At 56.4% G+C, this 16822-nt stretch carries 18 protein-coding genes; 12 read left to right on the forward strand and 6 right to left on the reverse strand.

The genetic code is table 11. The features are described from left to right. Window positions 1-7 precede the first annotated feature (7 nt). Window positions 8-568 (forward strand): spermidine N1-acetyltransferase, encoded by a 561-nt coding sequence (gene speG / locus IAE27_RS18785; RefSeq protein WP_004102449.1) that lies wholly within the window; start codon window positions 8-10, stop codon window positions 566-568. Here the strand turns inward: speG and IAE27_RS18790 are convergent. Further along, the gene (locus IAE27_RS18790; protein WP_004102453.1) at window positions 562-1272 is read right to left on the reverse strand and encodes a YnfC family lipoprotein; all 711 of its coding nucleotides are present in this window, start codon (window positions 1270-1272) and stop codon (window positions 562-564) included. The two genes, speG and IAE27_RS18790, sit on opposite strands and share 7 nt — an antisense overlap. A gap of 102 nt (window positions 1273-1374) precedes the next feature. On the opposite strand from IAE27_RS18790, the gene IAE27_RS18795 reads away from it, so the two are divergent. The 6 genes from IAE27_RS18795 to clcB all read left to right on the forward strand — a co-directional run bounded on the left by IAE27_RS18795 (window position 1375) and on the right by clcB (window position 7782). Beyond that, window positions 1375-1626, forward strand: a complete 252-nt coding sequence (locus IAE27_RS18795; RefSeq protein ID WP_108704997.1) for a DUF1161 domain-containing protein — start codon at window positions 1375-1377, stop codon at window positions 1624-1626. A gap of 148 nt (window positions 1627-1774) precedes the next feature. After that, window positions 1775-4210, forward strand: coding sequence for a selenate/tellurate reductase subunit YnfE (gene ynfE, locus IAE27_RS18800; protein ID WP_154022517.1), 2436 nt, complete (start codon window positions 1775-1777; stop codon window positions 4208-4210). 10 nt (window positions 4211-4220) lie between these two features. Beyond that, a complete protein-coding gene (locus IAE27_RS18805) occupies window positions 4221-4838 on the forward strand; it encodes a DMSO/selenate family reductase complex B subunit (RefSeq protein ID WP_004102463.1) in 618 nt (205 codons plus the stop codon). A gap of 1 nt (window position 4839) precedes the next feature. Further along, window positions 4840-5697 carry a DmsC/YnfH family molybdoenzyme membrane anchor subunit gene (locus tag IAE27_RS18810; RefSeq protein ID WP_004113347.1) on the forward strand — a complete coding sequence of 286 codons (858 nt, stop codon included), beginning with the start codon at window positions 4840-4842 and terminating at the stop codon, window positions 5695-5697. A gap of 39 nt (window positions 5698-5736) precedes the next feature. After that, window positions 5737-6345: a Tat proofreading chaperone DmsD gene (dmsD, locus tag IAE27_RS18815; protein ID WP_142475139.1), complete on the forward strand. Its 609-nt coding sequence runs from the start codon at window positions 5737-5739 to the stop codon at window positions 6343-6345. A 141-nt stretch (window positions 6346-6486) separates the two neighbouring features. After that, the gene (gene clcB / locus IAE27_RS18820) at window positions 6487-7782 is read left to right on the forward strand and encodes a voltage-gated ClC-type chloride channel ClcB (protein ID WP_154022519.1); all 1296 of its coding nucleotides are present in this window, start codon (window positions 6487-6489) and stop codon (window positions 7780-7782) included. On the opposite strand, the gene bioD is transcribed toward clcB, so the two are convergent. From bioD to IAE27_RS18835, 3 genes are all read right to left on the reverse strand, one after another. After that, window positions 7735-8430, reverse strand: a complete 696-nt coding sequence (gene bioD / locus IAE27_RS18825) for a dethiobiotin synthase (protein ID WP_004102470.1) — start codon at window positions 8428-8430, stop codon at window positions 7735-7737. The genes clcB and bioD overlap by 48 nt on opposite strands. A 127-nt stretch (window positions 8431-8557) precedes the next feature. Beyond that, window positions 8558-9778, reverse strand: a complete 1221-nt coding sequence (gene mlc / locus IAE27_RS18830; protein ID WP_004102473.1) for a sugar metabolism global transcriptional regulator Mlc — start codon at window positions 9776-9778, stop codon at window positions 8558-8560. Between the two features lie 133 nt (window positions 9779-9911). Next, on the reverse strand, window positions 9912-10805 hold the full coding sequence (locus IAE27_RS18835) for a LysR family transcriptional regulator (RefSeq protein WP_070557528.1): 894 nt from the start codon (window positions 10803-10805) through the stop codon (window positions 9912-9914). A gap of 116 nt (window positions 10806-10921) precedes the next feature. On the opposite strand from IAE27_RS18835, the gene IAE27_RS18840 reads away from it, so the two are divergent. After that, window positions 10922-12172 (forward strand): MFS transporter, encoded by a 1251-nt coding sequence (locus tag IAE27_RS18840; RefSeq protein ID WP_200092783.1) that lies wholly within the window; start codon window positions 10922-10924, stop codon window positions 12170-12172. A gap of 35 nt (window positions 12173-12207) precedes the next feature. Here the strand turns inward: IAE27_RS18840 and IAE27_RS29645 are convergent, their stop codons facing one another. Continuing rightward, window positions 12208-12300, reverse strand: a complete 93-nt coding sequence (locus IAE27_RS29645; protein WP_004102479.1) for a KPN_01571 family protein — start codon at window positions 12298-12300, stop codon at window positions 12208-12210. 343 nt (window positions 12301-12643) lie between these two features. Between IAE27_RS29645 and IAE27_RS18845 the strand changes: the two genes are divergently transcribed. The 3 genes from IAE27_RS18845 to IAE27_RS18855 all read left to right on the forward strand — a co-directional run bounded on the left by IAE27_RS18845 (window position 12644) and on the right by IAE27_RS18855 (window position 14825). Beyond that, window positions 12644-14131, forward strand: a complete 1488-nt coding sequence (locus IAE27_RS18845) for a carboxypeptidase M32 (RefSeq protein ID WP_200092785.1) — start codon at window positions 12644-12646, stop codon at window positions 14129-14131. A gap of 173 nt (window positions 14132-14304) precedes the next feature. Further along, window positions 14305-14673: an acid resistance repetitive basic protein Asr gene (gene asr, locus IAE27_RS18850; RefSeq protein WP_023329776.1), complete on the forward strand. Its 369-nt coding sequence runs from the start codon at window positions 14305-14307 to the stop codon at window positions 14671-14673. A gap of 14 nt (window positions 14674-14687) precedes the next feature. Beyond that, window positions 14688-14825 (forward strand): hypothetical protein, encoded by a 138-nt coding sequence (locus IAE27_RS18855; protein ID WP_162680248.1) that lies wholly within the window; start codon window positions 14688-14690, stop codon window positions 14823-14825. Here IAE27_RS18855 and IAE27_RS18860 read toward each other — a convergent pair. Further along, complete coding sequence (locus tag IAE27_RS18860) at window positions 14819-15427, reverse strand: LysE family translocator (RefSeq protein ID WP_142475141.1); 609 nt, start codon at window positions 15425-15427, stop codon at window positions 14819-14821. The genes IAE27_RS18855 and IAE27_RS18860 overlap by 7 nt on opposite strands. A gap of 117 nt (window positions 15428-15544) precedes the next feature. Here IAE27_RS18860 and IAE27_RS18865 point away from each other — a divergent pair, with 117 nt between their 5' ends. Then, a complete protein-coding gene (locus IAE27_RS18865; protein WP_070557525.1) occupies window positions 15545-16486 on the forward strand; it encodes a LysR substrate-binding domain-containing protein in 942 nt (313 codons plus the stop codon). The last annotated feature ends 336 nt before the right edge of the window (window positions 16487-16822 follow it).

Genomic DNA, 16822 nt, shown 5'->3' on the forward strand with positions numbered 1-16822 from the left:
TATTCCCATGACTGACGCTTATCACGTCAAACTCCGCCCGCTTGAGCGCGAAGACCTCCGCTTTGTCCACCAGCTCGACAACAACGCCAGCGTTATGCGCTACTGGTTTGAAGAGCCCTATGAAGCCTTTGTTGAACTTTCCGACCTGTACGACAAGCACATTCACGATCAGAGCGAACGCCGCTTTGTTATTGAATGCGACGGCGAAAAGGCCGGACTGGTTGAGCTGGTTGAAATCAACCACGTGCACCGTCGCGCTGAGTTTCAGATCATCATCTCCCCTGATTATCAGGGCAAAGGATTGGCCACCCGTGCCGCTAAGCTCGCCATGGATTACGGCTTTATGGTGCTCAACTTATATAAGCTCTACCTTATCGTCGATAAAGAAAATGAAAAAGCGATCCACATCTACCGCAAGCTCGGATTTATGGTGGAAGGTGAACTGATCCACGAATTCTTTATTAACGGTGAATACCGCAATACCATCCGTATGTGCCTGTTCCAGCACCAGTATCTGGCCGAGCATAAACCACAGGGCCAGACGCTGCTGAAACCGACGGCTCAGTAATAGTCAATGGTGCTTTTGATGGTGTAGTGGCGGATCAGCGCAGGCTGTACGCTGTCGTCGACAACCTTAAGCTCACAGCTTACCGGGTTGTCGTGGTCGTCGTAATCGCAGGTCTGACTTACGTTGCCCAGCGTGCGGTCATTAAAGATGCTCACTGCGGTGTAGTCCATCTTTTTGCGCGGATCGGACGACGGCGTTGAGCTTACCGTAAAACGCTCGCCTTTAGCGGTGGTCGTTTTACCCAGCGGATAGCCTTCGCTATCATAGCGGTAGGTCGCGGTGCTCTCCTTGCCGCGAGCGGTCACAACAAATCCGTTATCATCGGTTTCCCACGACACGCCCGCCGAAGGCATTTCCGCCAGCTGGCATTTTCCTTGCAAACGCAGGCGTTTTTCCTGGCTTTGCGCATCCAGATAGTAGTTCGCGTCCAGCACCAGCGCCGCGCCGGTTTTGTTCTCCAGGTCTTCAAATGCCAGCAGGTCAAAGCACCCTTCGCTGGATAAACGCCCTTTAACCCACTTCACCACTTCATCATGTTCGTCATACAGCGTCTGGCTAAACTCTTTCACCGGCCCACGCAGCGGATCGAACTCAAATTCGTTAGAAAAACTGGCCATTTCGGGAGTGAAGGCCTGAGGAGCTCCCTTTTCATCGCAGGCGCTAAGCGCTCCGACAGCCAGTAACAGCAAAAACCGTTTTTTCACACGCGATTCCTTTTGTGCATAGTACAATCATATTAGCAAATACAATTGTTTACACCACTTCTGCTATGCTTAATTCTGGATAACGTCAATAAGGAGTTTATGATGAAACTATCCCCCTGGCTCTGTGCGGCCCTGCTTCTGGGTTCGACAGCTGCTTTCGCGGCGCCGGATTCCTGCGAGCGGGTAAAAAGCGATATTCAGCGGAAAATCATCAACAACGGCGTCCCGGAATCGGGCTTTAGCCTGGCGATCGTCCCGAACGACCAGCCCGATCGGCCCGGCGAGCAGGTGGTCGGCCACTGCGCCAACGATACCTTTAAAATCATCTACACCCGCGACAGCGGCGCGCAGTAACCTCGCCGCATGACTGGAGAAGTCTTATCCCTTGGTTGACCGGGGATAAGATCTCTCTACTCCGTTTTAAGTAAGATCCCTCACTCTCCACGCCGACATTAAGCAGGCGTTGGCATTACGCCATTATAACAAAATCATGGAGTGAGCAATGTCTAACCAGGAACATACCGACGGCCTTACCCGCCGAACGCTAATCAAATCGACCGCCCTTGGTTCGCTGGCCCTCGCCGCCGGCGGTTTATCGCTGCCTTTCAGCCTGCGCAATGCCGCCGCCGCGGTGCAAGACGCTACGCGCGGTGAAGAACGGATTGTCTGGGGGGCCTGCTCGGTCAACTGCGGCAGCCGCTGCGCGCTGCGTTCACACGTGCGTGACGATGAAGTCGTCTGGGTCGAAACCGACAATACCGGCGCGGATATTTATGGCGATCACCAGGTGCGCGCGTGCCTGCGCGGCCGTTCCATTCGCCGGCGCATTAATCATCCCGATCGCCTTAATTATCCCATGAAGCGCGTCGGTAAACGCGGCGAAGGCAATTTTGTCCGCATTAGCTGGGAAGAGGCGCTGGATACGATTGCCGGCAATCTCAAACGCATCGTCAAAGATTATGGCAACGAAGCCGTTTATATTAACTACTCTTCGGGGATTGTCGGCGGCAACATGACGCGTTCGTCACCCACCGCCTCACCGGTAATGCGCCTGATGAACTGCTACGGCGGTTCATTGAATCAGTACGGGACCTACAGTACGGCGCAAATTGCCTGCGCCATGCCCTACACCTACGGCAGCAATGATGGCAACAGCACCTCCGATATTGAAAACAGCAAGCTGGTGGTGATGTTCGGTAATAACCCGGCAGAAACCCGCATGAGCGGTGGCGGCATCACTTATTATTTAGAACAGGCGCGCGAGCGCTCTAACGCACGAATGATCGTTATCGACCCGCGCTATACCGATACCGCCGCCGGGCGGGAAGATGAGTGGATCCCGATTCGCCCCGGCACCGACGCCGCGCTGGTGGCCGGCATCGCCTGGGTGCTGATTAATGAAAATCTGGTCGATCAGCCATTCCTCGATAAATACTGCGTCGGTTACGATGAGAAAACGCTGCCGGCAGATGCCCCGGCGAACGGACATTACAAAGCGTATATTCTCGGCGAGGGTGACGACGGCACGGCGAAAACCCCACAATGGGCATCGCGGATCACCGGCATTCCCGTCGACCGCATCATCAAGCTGGCCCGGGAAATCGGCAGCACGAAACCGGCTTATATTTGCCAGGGATGGGGACCGCAGCGCCAGGCTAACGGTGAACTGTCGGCCCGAGCGATCGCCATGCTGCCGATACTGACCGGCAACGTCGGCATTAACGGCGGCAACAGCGGCGCCCGCGAATCCACCTATACCATTACTATTGAACGCCTGCCGGTGCTGACCAATCCGATTAAAACCGCCATCTCCTGCTTTAGCTGGACCGACGCCATCGCTCGCGGCCCGGAAATGACCGCCACCCGCGACGGCGTACGCGGCAAAGAGAAGCTAGATGTGCCAATTAAATTCCTCTGGAACTATGCCGGCAACACCATCATCAACCAGCACTCGGATATCAATAAAACCCACGAGATCCTGCAGGATGAAAGCAAATGCGAGATGATCGTGGTTATCGAAAACTTTATGACTTCATCGGCCAAATATGCCGATATTCTGCTGCCGGACCTGATGACCGTCGAGCAGGAAGATATTATTCCCAACGATTACGCCGGCAATATGGGTTATCTCATTTTCATTCAGCCGGTCACCTCCGCCAAATTTGAGCGCAAACCTATCTACTGGATCCTTAGCGAAGTGGCAAAACGGCTTGGCGAGGATGTCCACCAGAAGTTTACCGAAGGCCGTACCCAGGAGCAGTGGCTGCAGCATTTATACGCGAAAATGCTGGCGAAAGACCCGGCGCTCCCGAGCTATGACGAACTGAAAAAGATGGGGATTTATAAACGTAAAGACCCCAACGGCCACTTTGTCGCCTATCGCGACTTCCGTAAAGACCCGGCCGCCAATCCGTTAAAAACCCCGTCGGGTAAAATCGAGATTTACTCCAGCCGTCTGGCGGAGATCGCCGCAAACTGGCAGCTCGAAAAGGACGAAACCATTAGCCCGCTGCCGGTCTACGCCTCAACCTTTGAAGGCTGGGATGATCCTTTACGCGAGAAGTTCCCGCTGCAAATGTTCGGCTTCCACTACAAGGCGCGCACCCACTCAAGCTACGGCAATGTGGATATACTGCAGGCAGCCTGCCGTCAGGAGGTGTGGCTAAATCCTCTGGACGCCGAAAAACGCGGGATCAAGAACGGCGATATGGTGCGCGTATTCAACGCCCGCGGCGAACTGCGGATCCCGGCCAAGGTGACCCCGCGCATCATGCCCGGCGTGTCGGCGATGGGCCAGGGGGCCTGGCATGATGCCAATATGAACGGCGATCGTATCGATCGCGGCTCCTGTATTAATACACTGACGACGCACCGCCCTTCGCCGCTGGCTAAGGGCAACCCGCAGCACACCAATCTGGTCGAAATCGAGAAGGTTTAAGGAGTAAACCATGAGCGCTCAGTATGGATTTTTTATCGACTCCGCCCGCTGCACGGGCTGTAAGACCTGCGAGCTGGCCTGTAAGGATTATAAAAACTTAACGCCTGATGTCAGCTTTCGCCGCATCTACGAATACGCGGGCGGCGACTGGCAGGAAGATAACGGCGTGTGGCAGCAAAACGTCTTCGCCTATTACCTGTCAATCGCCTGCAACCACTGCGCAGATCCGGCCTGCACGAAAGTATGTCCCAGCGGCGCCATGCACAAGCGCGATGACGGTTTCGTGGTAGTGAACGAAGAGGTATGCATCGGCTGTCGCTACTGCCATATGGCCTGCCCGTACGGTGCGCCGCAGTACAACGCGGCAAAAGGCCATATGACCAAATGCGACGGCTGCTACGACCGGGTCGCCGAAGGTAAAAAACCGATATGCGTCGAGTCCTGTCCGCTGAGGGCTCTCGACTTTGGCCCCATCGAAGAACTCCGTGAAAAACACGGTCAGCTGGCCGCCGTCGCTCCGCTGCCGTCTGCGCACTTCACCAGGCCGAGTATCGTGATCAAACCGAACGCCAATGCGCGTCCGTGCGGCGATACCACCGGCTATCTGGCCAACCCGAAGGAGGTATAAAATGGGAAACGGATGGCATGAATGGCCGCTGGTGCTGTTTACGGTGCTGGGGCAAAGCGTCGCAGGGGCGATTATCGTCAGCGGGCTGGGCTGGCTTTCGCTGAATAACAACTCCGAAGCCCGGCAGCGCCTGGTGCGGGGCATGTTTTTTATCTGGCTGATAATGGGGATTGGCTTTCTCGCGTCAATCATCCACCTCGGCTCGCCGCTGCGGGCATTTAACGCCCTTAACCGGGTGGGATCATCGGCGTTAAGCAATGAAATTGCCAGCGGCGCACTATTTTTCGCCGTCGGGGGTTTCTGGTGGCTGGTGACGATTCTCGGGAAAATGCCGCGGGTTCTGGCGAAAGCCTGGCTCCTGCTGACTATGCTGCTCGGCTGCCTGTTCGTCCTTGAGATGACCATGGTGTACCAGATTGATACCGTGCCAACCTGGTATAATGCCTACACCACCGCCGCATTCTTCCTGACGATGGTGCTGTGCGGGCCGCTTTTCGCCGCCCTGCTGCTGCGCGTAGCCAACGTGCCGTTTAACGGCAGAGTTTTCGCTTCGATGAGCGTGCTCGCGCTGCTGGCAAGCCTGGCGGTCGTCATATTGCAGAACAGCGAGTTGGCGGAGATCCACAGCTCCGTACAGCAGGCCAGCGCACTGCTGCCTTATTATGGCTGGCTACAAATCCTGCGGTTAGTTCTTTTGGCGCTGGGTCTCGGCTGCTGGATCTGCCCGCTGGCAAGACGCCAGAATCCGCGCATCGCCAGCTTGCTGCTCGGACTGGCACTGGTGATGCTCGGCGAGTTTATCGGCCGCGGCCTGTTTTATGGTCTCCATATGACCGTGGGTACGGCGATTGCCGGTTAATAAACGGGTGCTGCGGCACCCTCTGCTGTAAGGAATGGTATGATGCAATCGCAAGACCGCGACGCTGTCGCACTCAGCGCCCGCACGCTGGGCGCTCTGTTCTCTTTTGCGCCGGACAGCGAGCAGGCTGCTCCGCTGGTTGCGGCCCTGCGCGAAGGCAGCTGGCGAAGTCAGTGGCCCTACGCGGTGACGGACGGCCTGGCGGCGCTGTTCGCTCGCGAGGACGATGAACCGCTACCGGAAGCCTGGCAGCGGCTGTTTATCGGTCCGTGGGCGCTGCCTGCGCCGCCGTGGGGCTCCGTCTGGCTGGATAAAGAAAGCGTGTTGTTTGGCGACTCAACGCTGGCGCTTCGTGAATGGATGCGGGCAACCGGCATCGCGCTGTCCGAACAACGTTCGGAGCCGGAAGACCACTTTGGCACCCTGCTACTGCTGGCAGCCTGGCTGTGCGAATCTGCTCAGGATGAGGCCTTTAACCAGCTTCTGGCCTGGCATCTCCTCCCGTGGTCCGGCCGCTTTCTGAGCGTATTTGTGGCCGAGGCGAATCAGCCTTTTTATCAGGCTCTTGGCCAGCTGGCGCAGGAGACGCTGGCGCAATGGCAGGCGCGGCTGCCCTGTGCGGTGGCCGAGAAACCGCTCTACCGTTAACTCCCTCAGGTGATGCCCGCCAGCCGGGCATCACCTGCAAGTGACAACGTCACCTTTCCGCTTCATTCGCACTTATCGCTTTTGCTTATATCTTTATATCCAGAGAAAATAAGCCATCTGTTTCGCTAATCGTATTCGCTAATGCATCGTCTTCACGCTTATCCTGATGTCCAGGTTATGTTTCGCCGTCTGGTCATTGCCATGCTGGTCGGCGTCTTCGCCGCCCTCGCGGTTGCCCTGTTCCGTCATGCAATGGCGGGACTGGAAAGCCTGTTTCTGAGCAACGACAGCGGAAGTCTGGTGGACGCCGCTGAGTCTATGCCCGGATGGCGTCGGCTGTTAACGCCAATGCTGGGCGGCCTTGCCGCAGGTGCCCTGCTATGGTTCTGGCAGCGCCGTAGCGTTGAACGTCCGCACGCGCCAACCGACTACATGGAAGCTCTCGAGACCGGCGACGGCAGGTTTGATACCCCGGCCAGCCTGGTAAAATCGCTGGCCTCTCTGCTGGTGGTCACCACCGGCAGCGCTATTGGCCGGGAAGGGGCGATGATCCTGCTGGCCGCGCTGGCTGCCTCGCTGTTCGCCCGCCGGTTTACGCCAAAAGATGAGTGGAAGCTGTGGGTCGCCTGCGGCGCCGCCGCCGGGATGGCCAGTGCATACCATGCGCCGCTTGCCGGCAGCCTGTTTATCGCCGAGATCTTATTCGGCACTCTGATGCTGGCGTCGCTTGGTCCGGTCGTCATTGCTGCGGTAACCGCCCTGCTGCTCACCAATCTGCTGAACGGAAGTTCGGCGCCGCTCTACCACGTTGAGTTTCACGCCACCCTGCGCGCGACCCACTATGGGTTAATGCTGGCAACGGGTTTGCTGGCCGGGCTTTGCGGGCCGCTGTTTATCTGGCTGATGAGCTATAGCCATCAGTGCTTTGTCCGGCTGCGTCTGTCGCCTCCCTGGCAGCTGGCGCTGGGCGGGCTTATCGTCGGCCTGCTCTCGCTTCTCGCGCCGGCCGTCTGGGGAAATGGCTACAGTGTCGTACAAAGCTATCTGCTTTCGCCGCCGCTCTTCAGCGCCATCATTCTTGTCTTTGTCTGCAAGCTGCTTGCCGTGCTGGCCAGCAGCGGTTCCGGCGCGCCGGGCGGGGTGTTTACACCAACGCTGTTTGTTGGCCTGGGGATCGGCATGCTGTTCGCCAGTCTGACGGGACTGTGGCTACCTGATTACCAGGAGATCGCGATAATGATAGGCTTAACCGGCATGGCGGCGTTTCTGGCGGCGACAACCCATGCGCCGATTATGTCCACGCTGATGATTTGTGAAATGACCGGACAGTACGTTTTACTGCCCGGTTTATTGATTGCCAGCGTACTGGCATCGGTGCTGTCGCGGACGTTACGCCGGGATTCTATCTACCGCCATCATCTCGCCGAGCATCGATAAGTCGATATACTGGCTCAGTTCGCGTTGTTCCGCGCGCGGCAAGTAAGGCAATTCACCGATGAGCGGCGCTGGCAGTTTTTTGCTCAGCACATCGATAATTTCAGCATAATGCGCCAGGCCCGGATTAATACGATTGGCAACCCAGCCAATCAGCGGCAGGCCGTCGTTAGCGATAGCCTGTGCGGTCAGCAAGGCATGGTTGATGCAGCCTTCCTGAATCCCCACCACCATCAGCACCGGCAGCTGTTCCTGTACCACCCACTCCGACAGCGGACGCAGATCGTTCATCAGGCTGCGCCAGCCTCCAGTACCTTCGACCACCACATGCTCAACCTGGGCGCTCATGCGCTGCAGGCCGTCCGACAACAGACCGTAGTTGATTGGGCAACTATGCGCCACACTGCTTTCATCTTCGCTTAACGCGATGGGATTGACAGCATCATACGGTAACACCAGCGATGACACGCTCTGTAAAACCAGCGCATCTTTGTTCCGCAGTCCGTCCGGCGTCTCTTTACTGCCCTTCGCCACAGGCTTGTACCCGGCTACGCTTTTGCCGCTGGCAGCGAGTGCCTGCAACAGCGCACGGGAAACGACTGTCTTGCCGACAGAAGTGTCAGTACCTGTTATGAAGAAACGCTTAAACATCACTAACCCCACAGTTATGTTGATGAAATATACGGGAGAGAAATAATCAACTGTGGAAAAAGTCTACGCGATGCCATCGAGGGCGGGCTTGAGATAGCGCAATTTTTGGTGTGAATATGAAAAAATGTTAACCCTGTAACAGTCGTATGAGCAACGATCCGTTATAGAGGGCATCTTTTACCAGAGCCGCACCAGCCATCGTTCCCCGGTTAGAAAACTGCGTGCTTTCAACGGCAATATGTCGGCTGTAGGCCGGTAACGATTGTTGTCGAATGCAATCAGATATTGCCGGAAATAAAATATCAGCGGCGAGGTTGAAAGGTGAACCGATAAGGATTTTTTGCGGGTTAAAGAGGTTAACCATAATCGCCAGAATCCGCCCAACGTGATTCCCGACGCCGCTGATAATGTCGCGGGCAAGTAAATCCCCCTGCAGCGCGGCCTCACATAGCCACTCGACGCTGAGCGGCTGCTGATGCAGCATTGAGCTCATCGACTTGGCCATGCGGATCTGCGCCAGTTCCAGCACGCTCTCGACGCTGGCAATGGTTTCCAGACAGCCATGGTTGCCGCAATAGCAGCGTTTACCATACGGGTCGACCTGAGTGTGGCCGATTTCAACCAGACTGCTGCTGCCCGCGTGCAGCAGACGACCGTCGGTGATCACCCCCGCCCCCACGTTGTGGTCGATAACCACCTGAATCACATCGCGCGCCCCCCTGGAGGCGCCAAACAGCGATTCGGCCATGGTCCAGGCGCTGATGTCGTGCTGAATATAGACCGATACGCCGGTATGATTGGCTAAAATCTCGCCCAGCGGCATATCCTTAACGTCTTCATAAAATGGCATCCGGTGAATAATACCGTGCTCGGTGTCGATAATTCCCGGCATAGTGACGGCAATGGCGGTTAAACGCTCCAGCTTCTTTTGGTGACGAATAAAGAACTGGTCTACATGATCGAGGAGCCGCGTCGCAAAGGGCTGGACGTGTTGTAATGCCAGCTCCAGCTGCTCTTCCACCACCAGCGCGCTGCTCAGATCGCGAAGCGCGAGGTGGATTTCGCCGCGGCTGATGCGGATTGAGAGGTAGTGCCAGGCTTCGGTTTCCACCATCAACCCTACGGCGGGCCTTCCACGGCTTCCAGGCTCCTGGATTTCCGTTTCCTGAACCAGATGCGCTTCCAGCATTTCGCGGACGATTTTAGTGATACTGGCAGGCGCGAGCTGCGCGAAGCGCGAGAGGTCGATGCGCGACACCGGGCCAAGCTGATCAATCAGGCGATAAACTGCGCCCGCGTTGGTCTGCTTTATTTGATCGATATGGCCTGGCTGACTGTCCGCTACCACCGTTGACTCCCTTTATTTTCGCGCTTCGAAATAAACTGAGGGCTATGGTGAAGCACTTCAACGGTACTCGTCAAATTTTTACTTAGCCTTGTGATTTACCGCACATTTTTAGCCCTGATTTGTCTTAAATGCATCACCTGGCGCTGGCCAGCAGCGATTCGCGAAAACGGCGCGCCGCCTGACCCTGCTCACGATGCTTAGACCATACCAGCCACATTTCCGAGACCGCATCCTGCTCTTCGATGGGCAACCAGCACATTTCCGACAGCTGAACCCGCCGGAATGAGGCCGGTAAAATCGACACGCCAAGCCCGGCGGCAACCAGGCCGATAATGGTCATGGCTTCCCCCACCTCCTGGGTGATGACCGGCGTCAGGTCGTAGCGGCGCATTAACCCCAGAATATCGTCATACAGTCCGGTACCAACATGAGGATCAAAAAAGACGAACGGCTCCCGCGCCAGCTCCCGCAGGCTAACGCCAGGCTGGCTCGCCAGCGGATGGTCCCGGGGCACCATCGCCAGCAGCGGTTCGCGCAGCACTCTTTCCCAGACCAGCGTTTCCGGCAGTTGGGTGTTACGCATCAGCCCCAGGTCCAGCGCCCCTTCGTTTAGCGGCACAATCTGCTCGCGAGTGTTGGTTTCCCGCGTCTGAATATGCACATCCGGATAGCGATGGCGGAAGGTCGACAACGTGTCCGATACCGCCTTAATAAAGGGAGCTGACGAAGTAAATCCAATGCGTAGTTCGCCGGCCTCGCCGTGGTGAAGACGAGCGGCCCGCGCGGCGGCATCTTCCACCTGCGAGAGGATCTGCCGGCTATCGGCGAGAAACTGCTTGCCGGCATCCGTCAGGCTAACGCTGCGGTTGGTACGAGCAAACAGACGTGCGCCAATTTGCTGCTCAAGGATTTGAATCTGCTGGCTAAGCGGCGGCTGAGATATGTTCAACCGCGCCGCCGCATGACCAAAATGGAGTTCTTCCGCCACCGCAATAAAGTAGCGCAGATGACGCAGCTCAATATTCATATTTAAAACGTCTTATTTGAGATTATTAATATATTAGACAGAATATTTACATTTTCATACCCTTAATAAGTGCCCTGCAAGGTCATTTAACTCTGTATATCAGCAAGGATTTTTCCGTGAGCCGTACAACTACCGCTGACGCCGTCCCGGCAAGCGACGTCAGCGACACCATCGCTCCTCAGCCAAACCAGTTTATCAAACGCGGCACTCCGCAATTTATTCGCGTTACGCTTGCGCTCTTCTCTGCCGGACTGGCGACTTTCGCGCTGCTTTATTGTGTTCAGCCGATCCTGCCCGTGCTCTCCACTGAATTCGGCGTCTCACCAGCCAGCAGCAGTATCTCGTTGTCCATCTCCACCGCCATGCTGGCGGTCGGCCTGCTGTTTACCGGCCCGCTCTCTGACGCGATTGGCCGCAAACAGGTAATGGTGACGGCGCTGGTGCTGGCTTCCTGCTGCTCCCTGCTGTCGACGATGATGTCCAGCTGGCACGGGATCCTGATTATGCGCGCCCTGATTGGTCTGTCGCTGAGCGGCGTGGCGGCGGTCGGCATGACCTACCTGAGCGAAGAGATCCATCCCAGCGTGGTGGCGTTCTCGATGGGGCTGTATATCAGCGGTAACTCCATCGGCGGCATGAGCGGTCGTCTGCTGACCGGTGTATTCACCGATTTCTTCGGCTGGCGGATTGCGCTGGCGGTCATTAGCGGCTTCGCCCTTGCCGCAGCACTGATGTTCTGGCGCATCCTGCCGGAATCGCGCCACTTCCGTCCGACCTCGCTGCGACCAAAAACGCTGCTGATCAACTTTCGTCTGCACTGGCGCGATCGCGGGCTGCCCCTGCTGTTCCTCGAAGGTTTTTTGTTAATGGGGTCCTTCGTCACTCTGTTTAACTATATTGGCTATCGCCTGATGCTCTCGCCGTGGTCATTAAGCCAGGCGGTCGTAGGCCTGCTTTCGGTGGCCTATTTAACCGGAACATGGAGCTCGCCAAAAGCCGGTGCGATGACCGTGCGCTATGGCCGCGGCCCGGTGATGTTGTTCTCCACGGCGGTTATGCTCGGCGGGCTGTTGATGACGTTATTCTCATCGCTGTGGCTGATTTTCATCGGCATGCTGCTGTTCTCTGCGGGATTTTTCGCAGCCCACTCGGTCGCCAGCAGTTGGATCGGCCCACGAGCCCGCCGCGCGCGTGGCCAGGCCTCGTCGCTCTATTTATTCAGCTACTATCTGGGATCCAGCATGGCGGGGACATTAGGCGGCGTGTTCTGGCATAACTACGGCTGGAACGGCGTTGGCGGGTTTATTGCGCTGATGCTGCTGGCTGCGCTGCTTACCGGCGCCTGTTTGCACAATCGCCTGAAGTAACGCGGGCTTGCGTGGCCTGAAGCGGGCCACGCAGTTCACCACATTCCCAGTACCGACGACATGCCCATCAGTTCTCTGACGGCGTCCATAGAAAGCAGTGCGATAAACAGCCAGGTAAACGGATTCATAATCCACCTCACATCAGCGGCCTGTCTATGTTTATATTTTAGCCAACCACAGAGAAAGAAACTGCTATTTTGCGCACATCCGGATTATTTCGAGCCAAACATAAAATACGCAATCGATTAATCATGACATTATGCTGATGAACCGTCCGGGCAATCACTTACCCGTCTGTACCACCTTACTCCATTAGGGTAGCTGTAGCTGTGGTCAGATGGTCAATTCCAGCGCTGCCTGACGTCCAGGTCAGCATCACCCCGGTTTTTTCATTGTGGGAAAGGTAAAGGAATTGTGATGGAATACTCCTCATTCTCACCTATGCAAACGCAGCCAACAGGACCCGACAATATGGAAAAAAGATCGCCGTATCAGTCACTTGTAAAGACCTTCCAGCGCCTTTCCCGCTTTTCGCATCTCTCCGCCATCGCCGGCTGGGACATGTTCGCCATGATGCCGCCCGGCGGCAGCGCGGCCCGCGGCGAAGCGCTGGCTGAGCTTGGCGTTTTGCAACATCAGATTCTGACCGATAAAAAAGTGGGCGAATGGCTGCGCAATGCGCTTCAGGAAGAGCTGAACGATGCTGAGCAGGCAAACCTGCGCGAGATGACCCGCCAGTACGAGCAGGCGGCGCTGCTGCCGGAAAGCCTGGTGGAAGCGAAATCACTGGCGGGTAGCCGCTGCGAGCACGCCTGGCGCAGCCAGCGTCCGGCGAACGACTGGCAGGGCTTTGCTGAAAACCTGCGGGAAGTGGTCAAGCTGAGCCGCGAAGAGGCGCAGATTCGCGCCGCGGCAAAAGACTGCTCCCGCTATGACGCGCTGCTGGATATTTTTGAACCGGATATGACCAGCGCGCGTCTTGATGTGCTGTTCGCTGACCTCAAGTCATGGCTTCCCACGCTGCTGGAGAAAGTGGTTGAAAAGCAGGCGCAAACGCCACTTCTCGAACCTCAAGGGCCGTTTCCGATTGCTGACCAGCGCGAACTGGGGCTGGAAGCGATGCGTGTACTGGGCTTTGATTTTGATGGCGGACGGCTGGATATCAGCGCCCACCCTTTCTGCGGCGGCGTGCCCCAGGACGTGCGTATCACCACGCGCTACAACGAGAACGATCTGCTCAGCGCGCTGTTTGGCGTGATTCATGAAACCGGTCACGCACGCTACGAACAAAATCTGCCGCGTAACTGGATCGATCAGCCCATCGCTCTCGCCCGCTCTACCGCAATCCACGAGTCGCAAAGCCTGTTTTTCGAAATGCAGCTCGGCCGCAGCGAAGCCTTTCTTCAACGCCTGCTGCCAACGGTACGCCGGTACTTTGGCGAGCAGCCGGCCTTTAGCCGCGACAACTTTATCGCCTGGAATCAACGCGTCAAACCGGGCTTTATCCGCGTCGACGCCGACGAGGTGAGCTATCCGGCGCACGTCATTCTGCGCTACGAAATTGAACGTGCGTTGATTGATGGCGATATCGAGGTTGATGATATTCCGGCGCTGTGGGATGAAAAAATGCAGCACTGGCTGGGACTGTCTACTACCGGCAACTATCGGGACGGCTGTATGCAGGATATCCACTGGACCGATGGCGGTTTTGGCTACTTCCCGTCCTACACGCTGGGCGCTATGTACGCCGCTCAGCTGATGGCTTCCGCCAGACGGGCGCTACCGCAGCTAGAAAGCGATATCGCCAACGGTAACTTTACCGCCCTCTTCGATTGGCTGCGGCAGAATATCTGGCAGCACGGCAGCCGTTTCACCACCTCGCAGCTGATACAGCATGCGACCGGGGAAGACCTTAACAGCGACTTTTTCCGCCAGCACCTCACCTCGCGGTATCTGTAAGCTACGGGCGTCGGGCCGCTCCCGGCGCCCAATTATCCCCGGTGAGAGCAGGTTGTACATACGGTTACACGCCGATACCAAACACTCACGGAAACCTCGATAAGACAAGCATATAGTTCTTTCAACGGCCCCGCAGTGGGGTTGAAACAAGAAACCTTTTCGAGGATATCAGAATGAAAAAAGTATTAGCTCTGGTCGTTGCCGCTGCTATGGGTCTGTCTTCTGTCGCTTTCGCTGCCGATGCCGCCACCACCGCCACTCCGGCTCCGGCTGCTGCAACTCACAGCACCACCGCTAAAGCGACCCATCACAAGAAACACCATAAAGCCGCTGTTAAACCGGCTGCAGAGCAGAAAGCGCAGGCGGCTAAAAAGCACAAGAAAGCAGAAGCTAAACCGGCTGCCACCCAGAAGGCTCAGGCCGCCAAAAAACACAAAAAGGCCGCCGCTAAACCGGTAGCTCAGAAAGCCCAGGCTGCGAAAAAGCACCACAAAACCACCAGGCACCATACCGCTAAAGCTGCTGCCCAACCGGCTGCTTAATCTCCCGGGTGAGATTGATTGATATAATACCGGCGCTGGCTTCAGCGCCGTTTTTTCCGGAGAGCACTATGCTGCGGCGCTACCGTTTTGAGCTCATCCTGATCCTGCTGATTATCTGCGCGCTGGTCGCCAGCCGTTTTTTCCTCTACTGAAGACTAAGCTGCCAGAGGTTGTAGCCCAGGCCGTAAAGCGCCAGAATTAGGAGGAAAAACGCCGACACCGTTGTTAATCGCTGGGCGTAACGCGCCGTTAACCAACGACGAACCGCCAGAATATAGAGCGTAAGCACGCCTAAGTCGATCATCACCCATACCGCCGTCAGGAGCCCCAGGCTCAAACCGAAGCTGTCGGTTACAGAAATAAACTGCGGAAAAAACGCGGCAAAAAACAGGATATCTTTGGGATTGCTTAACGCGGTCGCAAATCCTGCCATCACCCCACTACGCTTTTTCGATGCATCCTGCCTCACCGGCTCTGCACATAACATCCCCAGCGCAAGTCGAATAATAAACAGCGACCCGATCGTCGCCATCAGCGTTAGCGCGCGTGGATCAAGCGCCACTATGCCGTTCAGCATCGCAGCAGCAGCGGCCAGCAGCACTAAAGAAGCCAGATTCCCGCCAATCATCGTGCGCACCGCACTGGCACAGCCTTCCCGCGCCGCCGCGCCGGTCACTAACACCACCACCGGCCCCGGGGTGGCAATAAGCGCCAGTACCGTCAAAGAGTAGGCCGTCAGCAAAGAGATATTCATGATTTAAACTCACCATTTCCCAATTAAAACCCTATCTTCCTCTCTGATTTCAGAGTTGAAAAACGACTTATAGTGAGTTTGAATGTGAGTTTTACTCAATATTGAAAATCTCTGCCAATGTCTATGCCGCCGCTCTACGCACTGCGCGCTTTTGAAACCGCCGCTCGGCTTGGTTCGTTTAGTCAGGCCGCCGCGGCGCTGCACGTCACGCCCGGCGCCGTCAGCCGCCACGTCAGCACCCTGGAGTCATGGTTTGCATGCCGGCTTTTTGTTCGCCATGGCCCAAAGGTCACGCTTACCGATGCCGGCTATCAGCTGGCGAAGGCGCTGAATGAGAGTTTTTCATCGATAGACCGGGCCTGCCAGACCCTGCGTCGTCAGGCAGGCAAGCTACGGCTGAAAGCGCCGTCAACGCTTACGATGCGCTGGCTATTGGACGTCCTGCAACAGTTTCGCCAGCAGCACCAGCGACCGGATGTGGAAATGAGTAGCCTGTGGATGGATCGCGACAGCGTCGATTTTACTCAGGAGCCATTCGACTGCGCAATCCTCCTGGGAGATGGCAATTTTGGCAATAATAACCGCTGCAGCCTGCTTTTTGCCGAATGGTTAATCCCGCTTTGCGCACCGGGGATGATGCAGCAGGCCAGGCAAGATTTAGCGGCCTGCACGCTGATACATCCGTCCACCGATCGCCGTGACTGGCGGCGCTGGCTCGAGCATTATGAGCAACCTGCGCCGGATATTGCTCAGGGCATCGTCTTTGATACCCTTGAGCAAGGCACCATGGCGGCGATGAGCGGGCACGGCGTCAGCATTGGCGATCTGCTGCTTAATCTACCCGCGATACGCGCCGGGCTGCTGGCCTTACCCTTCCCGACGGCGGTAACTACCGGCGAAGGCTACTATTTTGTCTGGCCGAAAAACCCTCTCAGCCCACAGCCCATCGCTTTACTGCATCACTTTTTAAATCAGCATATCCCCGGCCCGCTCCCCGATAATATTCTCCGCCGGGGAGAGGAGCCCGAATTAGAGAACGTGAACCGCGGCAACCAGTAGATAACCCGTAGCGCCCCAGATCATCGCGGATACGACCGAAACATAAACTAATGCGCGAATACCTTGTTTAGACATAAATCCTCCCGTACATCGGGTGTTAGACATTGCAGATATCATCGCCGGGATAACATCTCTGTTTGCTCAACAAGCGGGTAGCAATAACAACGTTTACGGTGAGAAAATGTTTCGCTTTGAAAGTAAGTAAGAAACAGGTAAAGAAGTGCGTTTTTCCTGTGAAGAAATTGCATATTTTACCCAATAGCGGCTTTTTTTTCTGAATGGACTTAAGAATAAGCTGAAGCGGAAATCAGGTTATGTTCCCTCATCTGATGTACG

The sequence above is a fragment of the Klebsiella sp. S69 genome, assembly GCF_016516145.1.
GTDB lineage: Bacteria > Pseudomonadota > Gammaproteobacteria > Enterobacterales > Enterobacteriaceae > Klebsiella > Klebsiella oxytoca.

What these genes read in the sequence shown, in the direction of transcription:
- speG (WP_004102449.1), top strand. Translation starts at nt 8, where the DNA reads ATGACTGACGCTTATCACGTCAAACTCCGCCCGCTTGAGCGCGAAGAC.
- IAE27_RS18795 (WP_108704997.1), top strand. Translation starts at nt 1,375, where the DNA reads ATGAAACTATCCCCCTGGCTCTGTGCGGCCCTGCTTCTGGGTTCGACA.
- ynfE (WP_154022517.1), top strand. Translation starts at nt 1,775, where the DNA reads ATGTCTAACCAGGAACATACCGACGGCCTTACCCGCCGAACGCTAATC.
- IAE27_RS18805 (WP_004102463.1), top strand. Translation starts at nt 4,221, where the DNA reads ATGAGCGCTCAGTATGGATTTTTTATCGACTCCGCCCGCTGCACGGGC.
- IAE27_RS18810 (WP_004113347.1), top strand. Translation starts at nt 4,840, where the DNA reads ATGGGAAACGGATGGCATGAATGGCCGCTGGTGCTGTTTACGGTGCTG.
- dmsD (WP_142475139.1), top strand. Translation starts at nt 5,737, where the DNA reads ATGATGCAATCGCAAGACCGCGACGCTGTCGCACTCAGCGCCCGCACG.
- clcB (WP_154022519.1), top strand. Translation starts at nt 6,487, where the DNA reads ATGCATCGTCTTCACGCTTATCCTGATGTCCAGGTTATGTTTCGCCGT.
- bioD (WP_004102470.1), bottom strand. Translation starts at nt 8,430, where the DNA reads ATGTTTAAGCGTTTCTTCATAACAGGTACTGACACTTCTGTCGGCAAG.
- IAE27_RS18835 (WP_070557528.1), bottom strand. Translation starts at nt 10,805, where the DNA reads ATGAATATTGAGCTGCGTCATCTGCGCTACTTTATTGCGGTGGCGGAA.
- IAE27_RS29645 (WP_004102479.1), bottom strand. Translation starts at nt 12,300, where the DNA reads ATGAATCCGTTTACCTGGCTGTTTATCGCACTGCTTTCTATGGACGCC.
- IAE27_RS18845 (WP_200092785.1), top strand. Translation starts at nt 12,644, where the DNA reads ATGGAAAAAAGATCGCCGTATCAGTCACTTGTAAAGACCTTCCAGCGC.
- asr (WP_023329776.1), top strand. Translation starts at nt 14,305, where the DNA reads ATGAAAAAAGTATTAGCTCTGGTCGTTGCCGCTGCTATGGGTCTGTCT.
- IAE27_RS18860 (WP_142475141.1), bottom strand. Translation starts at nt 15,427, where the DNA reads ATGAATATCTCTTTGCTGACGGCCTACTCTTTGACGGTACTGGCGCTT.
- IAE27_RS18865 (WP_070557525.1), top strand. Translation starts at nt 15,545, where the DNA reads ATGTCTATGCCGCCGCTCTACGCACTGCGCGCTTTTGAAACCGCCGCT.